Source organism: Streptomyces sp. col6 (assembly GCF_008042035.1).
Lineage (GTDB): Bacteria > Actinomycetota > Actinomycetes > Streptomycetales > Streptomycetaceae > Streptomyces.
The window spans coordinates 1,034,966-1,045,175 of record NZ_RDBL01000029.1; the positions used below are offsets into that span (position 1 = coordinate 1,034,966).

Below are 10,210 nucleotides of genomic sequence, written 5' to 3' on the forward strand. Positions count from 1 at the left end.
TTCCCGGCCGGGTGTGAGCGGTCTCACTTCTCGCTGTCGATGACCGCCTTCATGACCGCCTTCGCGATCGGGGCGGCCAGGCCGCCACCGGAGATGTCGTCGCGGGTGGCGTCGCTGTCCTCGACGACGACGGCCACGGCCACCGGGGAACCGCTGTCGGTCTTCGCGTACGAGATGAACCACGCGTACGGGTTCTCGCTGTTCTTCAGACCGTGCTGGGCGGTGCCGGTCTTGCCGCCGACCGTGACGTTCGGGATCTGGGCGTTGGTGCCGGTGCCCTCCTTGACGACGGTCTCCATCATTCCCTGGAGCTTCTGGGCGTTCTCCGCCGAGAGGGGCCGGCTGAACTCTTCCTTCTCGTGCGTGTAGATCACGTCCAGGTTGGGCGCCTTGCGCTCGGCGACCATGTACGGCTGCATCAGCTTGCCGTCGTTGGCGACGGCGGAGGCGACCATCGCCATCTGGAGCGGGGTGGCGCGGTTGGACGCCTGGCCGATGCCCGCCATGGCGTTCTGCGGCCGGTTGTCCTCGGGGTACACGCTGGCGTCCGCGCGGACCGGGGTGAAGATCTCCTTGTTGAAGCCGAACTTGGCGGCCTCGTCGATCATCTTCTGGTTGCCCAGGTCATCGCTGATCTTGCCGAAGACGGTGTTGCAGGAGTAGCGCAGCGCCTTGCGGAGCGAGGCGTTCTTGCACGGGATGCTGCCCTCGTTGGGAAGGGGCTGCGGGGGGTTGGTCAGCGGGAGGTTCCAGGGCAGCGGCGACTTCGTGTCCTCGTCGATGTCGGTGTAGAGGCCGTTCTCCAGCGCGGCGGCCGCCGTGACGACCTTGAAGGTCGAGCCGGGCGGGTAGGTCTCGCGCAGCGCCCGGTTGAGCATCGGCTTGTCCTTGTCCTTCAACAGGGACTTCCACGCCTTGGTGTCCGATTCGCCGTTGCCCGCGAAGGTCGAGGGGTCGTACGAGGGGGTGCTGGCGAGCGCCAGGATGGCGCCGGTCTGCGGGTCGAGGGCGGCGACGGCGCCCTTCTTCTTGCCGAGGCCCTCGAAGGCGGCCTTCTGGGCGGCACCGTTGAGCGTGGTGACGACGTTCCCGCCCTGCTCGTCGTCGCCGGTGAACATCGACATGGTGCGGTTGAAGAAGAGCTGGTCGTCGTTGCCGGTGAGGATGCCGTCCTCGATGCTCTCCAGCTGGGTGGCGCCGAACGCCTGTGAGGAGTAGCCGGTGACGGGCGCCCACAGGGGGCCGTCCTTCCAGACCCGCTTGTACTTGAAGTCGCTGCCCTTGGTCTCGGCGGACCCCGTGACGGACTTGCCGTCCACGATGATGTTGCCGCGCTCGTGGGCGTACCGCTCGATGCGGACGCGACGGTTCTCGTCGCGGGTGTTGAGGGCGTCGGCCTTCACGTACTGCAGGTAGTTGGTCCGCGCGAGCAGGGCGAAGATCAGGACGCCGCAGAAGATCGCGATCCGGCGCAGGGGCTTGTTCACGGGCGGACCACCTGGGTCATCTCGGCGTCGGTCGAGGGTGCGGGTGCCGGTGCGGGGCGCCGGGCGGTGTCGCTGATGCGGATGAGGATGCCGATGAGGGCCCAGTTGGCCAGAACCGACGAGCCACCGTAGGCGAGGAACGGCATCGTCATACCACTCAGCGGGATCAGGCCCATGACGCCGCCGGCCACCACGAAGACCTGGATGGCGAACGCGCCGGAGAGGCCGATGGCCAGAAGCTTGCCGAACGGGTCGCGGGCGGCGAGAGCGGTGCGGATGCCGCGCTCGATGATCAGACCGTAGATCAGCAGGACAGCCATCATTCCGGCGAGGCCGAGCTCTTCGCCGACGGTGGAGAAGATGAAGTCCGCGTTGGCAGCGAACATGATCAAGTCCGAGTGGCCCTGGCCGAGCCCGGTGCCGATCGTGCCGCCGGAGCCGAACGACATGAGCGACTGCCCGATCTGCTCGCAGGCGTTGTTCGTCGTGAAGCAGCTGAACGGGTCCTGCCAGGCGGTCACACGAGCCTTCACATGAGGCTCGAACGAGGCCACACCCACCGCGCCCGCCGCCGACATCAGCAGACCGAAGACGATCCAGCTGGTCCGCTCGGTGGCGACGTACAGCATGATCACGAAGAGGCCGAAGAACAGCAGGGACGTACCGAGGTCCGTCTCGAAGACGAGGATCAGGATCGACAGGGCCCAGATGGTGATGATCGGCCCGAGGTCGCGGCCACGAGGCAGGTACAGGCCCATGAAACGGCGACTGGCCAGGGCCAGCGCGTCCCTTTTGACCATCAGGTAGCCGGAGAAGAAGACCGCGATGAGGATCTTGGCGAACTCACCCGGCTGGATCGTGAACGAGCCGACGCTGATCCAGATCTTCGCGCCGTTCACCGGGGGGAAGAACATCGGGATGATCAGCAGAACCAGAGCTGCGGCCATCGAGATGTACGTGTAGCGCTGCAGGATGCGGTGGTCCTTGAGGATCATCAGGACCGCGGCGAAGAAGGCGACACCGACCGCCGAGTAGAGCAGCTGCTTGGGGGCGTCGGGGCTGTATGCCCCGTACAGGTCCTCCGCGCGCTGGATCAGACGCTGCGACTGGTCCAGCCGCCAGATCAGCACCAGTCCCAGCCCGTTCAGCAGCGTGGCCAGCGGGAGCAGCAGCGGGTCCGCGTACGGGGCGAACTTCCGCACCACGAGATGGGCGACACCGCCGAGCAGGATGAGCCCCGCTCCGTAGCCGAACATGCCGGACGGCAGCTTGCCGTCCAGGGCCAGGCCCACGTTGGCGTAGGCGAACACCGAGATGGCGATGGCGAAGACCATCATCATCAGTTCGGTGTTGCGCCTGCTCGGCGCGTCGATCGCGCCGATGGTGGTCGTGTTGGTGACAACGCTCATGGTGCTGAAGGCCCCCTACGGCTCTACTTCTTACCGCACTGCGGGACCAGCTTCTTCTCTTCCTCCGAGAGGCTGGGCCCAGGAGTGGGAGTCGTGGAAGTCTGCTCGGACTTGGTGTCGCCACCGGATTTCTTGTCGGACTTCGACGCCTTGGTGGCGTCGCCGTCCGTGCCCTGCGCCTGGCCCTCGTCGCCGTGTGCCTTCTCCGCCGCGCGGCGCTGCTCGTCCTTCTTGCAGGCGGACGCCTGGGTGGAGAGTTCGGTGATCTTCTCGCGGGCGTCGGCGAGGCTGCCCTCGGCGATCGTCGCCTCGACCTTCTTGCGCTGGTAGGCGGGGAGGTACTTGAGTTCGATCTCGGGATGGTCGGTCTCGATCTTCGAGAGCGACAGCCAGCCGAGGTCCTGGCTGATGCCCCGGTACAGCGCGACGTTGTCGTTCTTGGCGCCGACGTAGAACTGGGTCTGGGTCCAGCGGTAACCGCCGTACAGACCGCCGCCGACGACGGCCAGAGCGAGCACCGTGTACAGGGACCGCTTGAGCCACTTGCGGCCGCCGCGCTTGACGAAGTCGTCGTCGGAGTAGGACCCGAAGGACCCCTCGGGCATGTCGCCGTAGTCGGAGTCGTCGCCGCTGCCGGGCGGGCCGAAGCTGCCCGAGGGCGGCGGTACGGAACGGCCGAGGCCGGCCGCGCGGCCCGCGGGCGTCTGCATCGCGCCGCCGTCGTTCAGCTGGGCCGCCTGGTTCTCGGCGACCGCGCCGACGACGACCGGGGTGTCGTTGAGCTGCCCGGCCAGGGTGTCGTTGCTGTCGACGTCGAAGACATCGGCGACGATGCAGGTGATGTTGTCCGGTCCGCCGCCGCGCAGGGCGAGCTGGATCAGGTCCTGGATGGTCTCCTGCGGGCCCTGGTAGCTGGCGAGCGTCTCCTCCATCGTCTGGTGGGAGACGACGCCGGAGAGCCCGTCGGAGCAGATCAGGTAGCGGTCGCCGGCCCGGACCTCACGGATGGAGAGGTCGGGTTCGACGTGGTCGCCACTGCCCAGCGCGCGCATCAGCAGGGAGCGCTGCGGGTGGGTGGTGGCCTCCTCCTCGGTGATCCGGCCCTCGTCGACCAGCCGCTGGACCCAGGTGTGGTCCTGGGTGATCTGGGTGAGCACGCCGTCGCGCAGCAGGTAGGCGCGCGAGTCGCCGACGTGGACCAGGCCGAGGCGCTGGCCCGTCCAGAGCAGGGCGGTGAGCGTGGTGCCCATGCCCTCCAGTTGCGGGTCCTCCTCGACCATCATCCGCAGTTGGTCGTTGGCCCGCTGGACCGCCGTACCGAGCGAGGTGAGGATGTCGGAGCCCGGGACGTCGTCGTCGAGCTGGACGAGGGTGGAGATCACCTCGGAGCTGGCGACCTCACCGGCGGCCTGGCCGCCCATGCCGTCGGCGATCGCGAGAAGACGGGGCCCGGCGTAGCCGGAGTCCTCGTTGCCTTCCCGGATCATGCCCTTGTGCGACCCGGCGGCGAAGCGCAGGGACAGACTCATGCGCACCTCACCCGTCGGTTCGGGGTACAGCCGGTCTCGAGCCACACTGCCCACCCTCCGGTCGGGAGCCAGGCCGGGTCCGATGCCCGGACCCCCGCGGCTCGCTCGCTCCGCTCGCTCATTGTCGTACTACTTCCGCAGCTCGATGACGGTCTTGCCGATCCGGATCGGCGCGCCCAGCGGAACAGGCGTCGGGGTGGTGAGACGGGTCCGGTCCAGATACGTGCCGTTGGTGGACCCGAGATCCTCGACGATCCACTGGCCGTCACGGTCGGGGTAGATCCTGGCATGCCTGCTGGACGCGTAGTCGTCGTCCAGCACGATCGTTGAATCATGGGCCCGGCCCAGCGTGATGGTCTGCCCCTGGAGCGCCACCGTGGTGCCGGTGAGCGTGCCCTCGGAGACGACCAGCTTGGTCGGTGCCCCCCGGCGCTGGCGGCCGGGCTGCTGGCGCTGCTGCGGCGGAGCCGCGTTCTGGCGCGCCTGTTGCGGACGTGCGTCGGGCGCGGTGCGGCGTGAGCCGCGCTGCGTGACGCGCGTTCCGAACAGATCGCTGCGAATGACCTGGACGGCCACGATCACGAACAGCCACAGAACAGCCAGGAAACCTAGCCGCATGACCGTCAGGGTCAGCTCTGACATTGCCCCCGCTTCACCCTTCGGCTTGCCGGTAAACGATGGTGGTGCTGCCCACGACGATCCGCGAGCCGTCGCGGAGCGTAGCGCGGGTGGTGTGCTGCCCGTCTACCACGATGCCGTTGGTAGACCCGAGATCCTGGATCGTCGAGGGCGTTCCGGTCCTGATCTCACAGTGCCGGCGGGAGACGCCGGGGTCGTCGATCCGCACGTCCGCTTCGGTGCTGCGGCCCATGACCAGCGTCGGCCGGGAGATCTGATGGCGGGTGCCGTTGATCTCGATCCAGCGTCGCACCTGCGCGTTCGGCAGGGAGCTGGGGGTGGCCGGCGGGCGCCGGTCGGATCCGCCGTGACGCCCGGCGCCCGGCGGCGGGGCCGCGGGCATGGGCGGGGCGGCGGACGGCGGGTAGCCGTAGCCGCCGGGAGCCTGCGGGGCGGGACGTCCGGACTGGCCGGGGTACCCCTGGTGGGGCTGGCCGCCCTGGCTCTGGCCCGGTCCCTGTCCCTGTGACGAACTCGACGCCAGGGTGCGGCTGCGGACCCGGTAGAGACCGGTGTCCAGGTCCTCGGCCTTCTCCAGGTGCACCTTGATCGGGCCCATGAAGGTGTACCGCTGCTGCTTGGCGTAGTCCCGGACGAGGCCGGAGAGCTCGTCGCCCAGCTGACCGGAGTACGGGCTCAGGCGCTCGTAGTCGGGGGCGCTGAGCTCGACGATGAAGTCATTGGGGACGACGGTGCGCTCGCGGTTCCAGATGGTGGCGTTGTTGTCGCACTCCCGCTGGAGGGCACCCGCGATCTCGACCGGCTGGACCTCGGACTTGAAGACCTTGGCGAAAGTGCCGTTGACCAGACCTTCGAGACGCTGCTCGAAACGCTTCATCACTCCCATGGGGCACCTCCTCCGGTGTCATCGTCCCTGTACTGCTTACTGATCGTATCCACGCGTCGGGAAATCGGCTGGTTCCCCTTGTCTGCCCAGTGGATGAGTGTCCCCCCTCACACGGATCGTAGAGGTGGCCTCCTCACAGTGTCCCGCACCTTGGACGCACTCAGGAGGAGTGGGGGTGACCGCTCCGGGTTCCCGGTTCCTTTCGGACGTTCCGCCGATGCCGGCCGAGCGTGCGGCAAGTGCCCCGGCGAGCGGGGGGTGAAACAACGGATGTGAATCCACCCTGTCCAGCGTGCTAATCTTCCGGATGTCGCCAGGCGCTCGCACCAACAAGTGAGAGAGTCTGGAAACACCACTCATGCGCGAGTGGCGGAACGGCAGACGCGCTGGCTTCAGGTGCCAGTGTCCTTAGGGACGTGGGGGTTCAAATCCCCCCTCGCGCACAAGAAGGAAGCCCCCCAGGCCTTGGCCTGGGGGGCTTCTTCAGTTCGGTCGGCCGCTCTCGCGAGTGTGCTTGGTTTCACGTGAAACGCCCGATTTACGACTGCGGGGCTTCGCCTGTCGCGTTGTAGCGCAGCAAGTAGGCGGCGAACCGGGAGAGGTCGTCCGCAGCCCAGTCCGCGAGGCGCTCCTGGTAGGCGGCGCGGCGGCTTGCCTGGGTGGCGGCGAGGGCTTGCGTTCCGGCCTCGGTGGGGTGCAGGACCTGGATGCGGTGGTCGTCCGGGTCGGGGTGGCGCTCGACGAGGCCGAGTTTCTCCAGGGCGCCGATCTGTCGGCTGACCGTGGACTTGTCGAGCATGTAGTGCGCCGCCAGGTCGGTCGCCCGGCACCCCTGCTGATCGTCGATATGTGCCAGCAGCGTGTACGAGACGAGCGGCAGTTCCGGGTGGAGCCGGGCCGCCGCGGCCCGCGCGCGGCGGGCGAAGGCGGTCAGTTCGCGCTGGATGACATCCAGCGACTCCTCGCGGTCTCCGGGGGTGCCTGGCACGGGTTCGCCTTCCTCTGAAGTTCGGTTGTATAGTACAACGGAATTAAAGTTGTAAAAGCCAACCAGTTGAGTTGTAAAAGCCAACTGTCGGCCGATCGTCTGGAGCCCCCATGTCCGCAGGCCCGAGCGCCGCCGGTTCCCCGGCGGGCGCGCTGCGTCACGTACTGAGCCACCTCGTCACGCCGCTGCTGATGTGCATCGGCATGGGGCTCGCCTACCTCGGCGCCTTCCACGCCCCGGAGCCGCACGACCTGCGGGTGGACGTGGTCGGCTCGGGGCCGAGCGCACAGGTGCTCGCGCAGACGCTCCAGGACCAGGGGGACGGGGCGCTGGACGTGCGCACCGTCGCCGACCGCGCCACCGCGACCGAGCACCTGCGTACGCAGGGCAGCTACGGCGCCTACATCCCGGGCAGGACGCCCGAACTCCTCGTCGCCAGTGCCTCGTCCGACACCAGCGCGACGGTGGTCGAGAAGGTCTTCACGCAGGTCGCGGCCGGCCAGGGCGCCCCGCTGAAGGTGACGGACACGGCGCCCACGGCCGACGGCGACCCGACCGGTCAGGGGATCTTCTTCCTGCTGGTCGCCGTGAGCATCGGCTCGTACGCCTCCGTCGCCGTGATCGGCGGAGCCGGGGCGGTGCTGGGGCTGCGGGTACGGGCGGCGCTGGCGCTGGGCGCCTCCCTGGTGGTGAGTGTCATCGGGGCGGTGTTCGCCGGGCCGCTGTTCGGACTGGTCGATCACGGGCTCCCGGGTCTCTGGGGCATGGCGTGGCTCTACTCGGCGGGCATCCTGCTGATCGGGGTGGGCCTGCACACCTTCCTGAAGCGCTGGACCACGCTCGGCGTGATGGTGCTGTTCGTCATGCTCAACTTCACCAGCTCCGGCGGGATCTTCCGCCCCGAGCTGCAGCCCGGCTTCTTCGGGGCGCTGCACTCCTTCTGGAACGGAGCCGGCTTCGTCGAGGGCGTGCGCAGCCACGTGTACTTCGGCGGCCACGCGCTGGGCGGAAACCTGCTGGTACTGGCTCTCTGGTTCGTCGCCGGCCTGGCGATGACGGGTCTCGCCGGCCTGGCCGAGCGGAAGCGCCGGACTGCGGGGGCGCCGGTTGCCGGTTCTCCGGCCCTGCCCGAAGCGGATGCGCCGGCAGAGGAGGAAGAGGAGATGGAGGAGGCGGTGGGGGTCTGACCGGGCGGTGGGCGCCGAGCGCCTGACCAGCGGGGGGAGGGCGCCGGCCCGAGTTATCCACAGGGGCAGACGGCAGCAGGTGTACGGCGGTACGGTCGTCGCCGGTTGGTCTGTTGACGTTGGGGGAGAAACCCGGCGGCTGCGCCGGGCGGGGGAGGCTGCGCGCCATGGACGGAACGGGAACGGCACTGCCGCCTGGGCGACGGGACGGGCTCGGCGGCGTGGAAACGGGGAGTCCGCTCTCGGCCGGCGCCGACGGGGCCGAGACGGTGGTGGCGGCTTCGCTGCTCACCGGCGAGGGCGGACCGCGCATACCGGCCGTGGCGGGGTTCGCGCACCGCGGCGACCGGGCGGACGCGGCGGCCACCATGGAGGCACCGAAGGAGAGGGGCAAGGCGCTGCGTGCGCGCGTGCCCCGGTCCTCGCACGCGCAGCTGTCCCTCCCCCCGGGGCGCCCCGACGCGGTGCGCGCGGTCGAGGAGTCCAACCGGGGCCGGGTGCCGGGACTGACGCCGATACGGGTGGGCCGGATGGCCGCCACCCCCTTCGCCTTCCTGCGCGGCTCGGCCGGACTGATGGCCCACGACCTGGCCGGTACGCCCGTCACCGGGGTCGCCGCCCAGCTCTGCGGCGACGCCCACGCGGCCAACTTCGGGCTGTACGGCGACGCCCGGGGCGGCCTCGTCATCGACCTGAACGACTTCGACGAGACCGTGGCCGGGCCCTGGGAGTGGGACCTCAAGCGCCTCGCCACCTCCCTGGTGCTCGCGGGCCGCGAGGCCGGCGCCGACGAGGACACCTGCCGCAAGGGCGCGTACGACACCGTGGGCGCCTATCGGCGGACGATGCGGCTGCTGGCCAGGATGCCCGCGCTCGACGCCTGGAACGCCATCGCGGACGAGGAGCTCGTCTCCCACGCCGACGCGCGGGATCTGCTCGGCACCCTGGAGCGGGTCTCCGAGAAGGCCCGCAGGAACACCAGCGCCCGCTTCGCGGCCAAGTCCACAGAGGACTGCGAGGACGGCGGCCGGCGCTTCGTCGACGCGCCACCGGTGCTGCGCCGGGTGCCGGACGCCGAGGCGGCGGCCGTGGCGGTGGGGCTCGGGGACTACCTGCGGACCGTCTCCGAGGACCGGCTGCCACTGCTGGCGCGTTACGCGATCCACGACGTGGCGTTCCGGGTGGTCGGCACGGGCAGCGTCGGCACCCGTTCCTACGTGGTCCTGCTGCTGGACCACCGCGGTGAGCCGCTGGTGCTCCAGGTGAAGGAGGCCAGGCCCTCGGTCCTGGCTCCGCATCTGGCCGCTGTCGGGTTCGAGGTGCCGGAGGTAGCGCACGAGGGGCGGCGCGTGGTGCTCGGGCAGAAGCGGATGCAGGTCGTCAGTGACCATCTGCTGGGCTGGACGACGGTGGACGGCCGGCCGTTCCAGGTACGGCAGTTCAGGAACCGCAAGGGCAGCGTCGACCCGGCCGCCCTGGCCGCCGATCAGGTCGACGACTACGGCCGGATGACCGGGGCGCTGCTGGCGCGGGCCCATGCGCACAGCGCGGACCCGAGGCTGCTGGCGGGCTACTGCGGCAAGAACGAGGAGCTGGACGAGGCGGTGGCGGCCTTCGCGGTGACGTACGCGGACCTCACGGAGGCGGACCACGCGGAGCTCGTACGGGCGATCGGGGCGGGGCGGATAGCCGCGGAGCACGGGGTGTGAGGGGCTGCCGGGGGCGGGTGCGGCTGCTGGGCGGTCGGGCTGGGCGGTGTGCGGTGTCAGGCGGGCCCGAGCGGCGGGCGCGGGTGTGACCGGCCCCTGGGCTCGTGTGTGACCGGTCGCCGGGCGGAGGGACGAACGGAGGGACGCGCGACGTGACCGGCCGCCGGGCAGGGAGCGCGACGGCCCTCGGGGCGACCGCGGGTCTTCGTGGGGCGGGGCGGGGCCATACGCTGGACGGGTGACCCACGAAGCCGCCGGGGTGCCGACCTCCCGGAACGACGAAGACCCGCAGGACCAGGCACGGCTGGACGCCGACCGCGAGGGGGAGGCGCTGCCGGGTGCCGGCGGGCCGGGCTCCGGTGGGCCGGGCTCCGGT

Annotated in this window: 8 protein-coding genes and 1 tRNA gene; 3 read left to right on the forward strand and 6 right to left on the reverse strand. The window is 69.8% G+C overall.

Going from position 1 to position 10,210, the window contains the following annotated elements; genetic code table 11:
- Window positions 1-23: 23 nt before the first annotated feature.
- The 5 genes from EAO73_RS33895 to EAO73_RS33915 all read right to left on the reverse strand — a co-directional run bounded on the left by EAO73_RS33895 (window position 24) and on the right by EAO73_RS33915 (window position 5,950).
- Window positions 24-1,487 carry a peptidoglycan D,D-transpeptidase FtsI family protein gene (locus EAO73_RS33895; RefSeq protein ID WP_147975276.1) on the reverse strand — a complete coding sequence of 488 codons (1,464 nt, stop codon included), beginning with the start codon at window positions 1,485-1,487 and terminating at the stop codon, window positions 24-26.
- Window positions 1,484-2,896, reverse strand: coding sequence for an FtsW/RodA/SpoVE family cell cycle protein (locus EAO73_RS33900; protein ID WP_147975277.1), 1,413 nt, complete (start codon window positions 2,894-2,896; stop codon window positions 1,484-1,486). The genes EAO73_RS33895 and EAO73_RS33900 overlap by 4 nt, the downstream gene beginning before the upstream one ends.
- A gap of 23 nt (window positions 2,897-2,919) precedes the next feature.
- Window positions 2,920-4,425 (reverse strand): Stp1/IreP family PP2C-type Ser/Thr phosphatase, encoded by a 1,506-nt coding sequence (locus EAO73_RS33905; protein WP_147975278.1) that lies wholly within the window; start codon window positions 4,423-4,425, stop codon window positions 2,920-2,922.
- 129 nt (window positions 4,426-4,554) lie between these two features.
- The gene (locus EAO73_RS33910) at window positions 4,555-5,067 is read right to left on the reverse strand and encodes an FHA domain-containing protein (RefSeq protein WP_147975279.1); all 513 of its coding nucleotides are present in this window, start codon (window positions 5,065-5,067) and stop codon (window positions 4,555-4,557) included.
- A gap of 10 nt (window positions 5,068-5,077) precedes the next feature.
- On the reverse strand, window positions 5,078-5,950 hold the full coding sequence (locus tag EAO73_RS33915) for an FhaA domain-containing protein (protein WP_147975280.1): 873 nt from the start codon (window positions 5,948-5,950) through the stop codon (window positions 5,078-5,080).
- 360 nt (window positions 5,951-6,310) lie between these two features.
- Here EAO73_RS33915 and EAO73_RS33920 point away from each other — a divergent pair.
- Window positions 6,311-6,393, forward strand: a tRNA-Leu gene (locus tag EAO73_RS33920).
- Between the two features lie 95 nt (window positions 6,394-6,488).
- Here the strand turns inward: EAO73_RS33920 and EAO73_RS33925 are convergent.
- On the reverse strand, window positions 6,489-6,938 hold the full coding sequence (locus tag EAO73_RS33925) for a MarR family winged helix-turn-helix transcriptional regulator (protein ID WP_147975281.1): 450 nt from the start codon (window positions 6,936-6,938) through the stop codon (window positions 6,489-6,491).
- 110 nt (window positions 6,939-7,048) lie between these two features.
- On the opposite strand from EAO73_RS33925, the gene EAO73_RS33930 reads away from it, so the two are divergent.
- Both EAO73_RS33930 and EAO73_RS33935 read left to right on the forward strand, forming a co-directional pair.
- Complete coding sequence (locus EAO73_RS33930; RefSeq protein ID WP_147975282.1) at window positions 7,049-8,125, forward strand: hypothetical protein; 1,077 nt, start codon at window positions 7,049-7,051, stop codon at window positions 8,123-8,125.
- Window positions 8,126-8,292: 167 nt separating this feature from the next.
- Window positions 8,293-9,834 (forward strand): DUF2252 domain-containing protein, encoded by a 1,542-nt coding sequence (locus tag EAO73_RS33935; protein WP_147975283.1) that lies wholly within the window; start codon window positions 8,293-8,295, stop codon window positions 9,832-9,834.
- The last annotated feature ends 376 nt before the right edge of the window (window positions 9,835-10,210 follow it).

Coding starts and splice junctions, on each gene's coding strand:
- EAO73_RS33900 (WP_147975277.1), bottom strand. CDS start 2,896: ATGAGCGTTGTCACCAACACGACCACCATCGGCGCGATCGACGCGCCG.
- EAO73_RS33905 (WP_147975278.1), bottom strand. CDS start 4,425: ATGAGTCTGTCCCTGCGCTTCGCCGCCGGGTCGCACAAGGGCATGATC.
- EAO73_RS33910 (WP_147975279.1), bottom strand. CDS start 5,067: ATGTCAGAGCTGACCCTGACGGTCATGCGGCTAGGTTTCCTGGCTGTT.
- EAO73_RS33915 (WP_147975280.1), bottom strand. CDS start 5,950: ATGGGAGTGATGAAGCGTTTCGAGCAGCGTCTCGAAGGTCTGGTCAAC.
- EAO73_RS33930 (WP_147975282.1), top strand. CDS start 7,049: ATGTCCGCAGGCCCGAGCGCCGCCGGTTCCCCGGCGGGCGCGCTGCGT.
- EAO73_RS33935 (WP_147975283.1), top strand. CDS start 8,293: ATGGACGGAACGGGAACGGCACTGCCGCCTGGGCGACGGGACGGGCTC.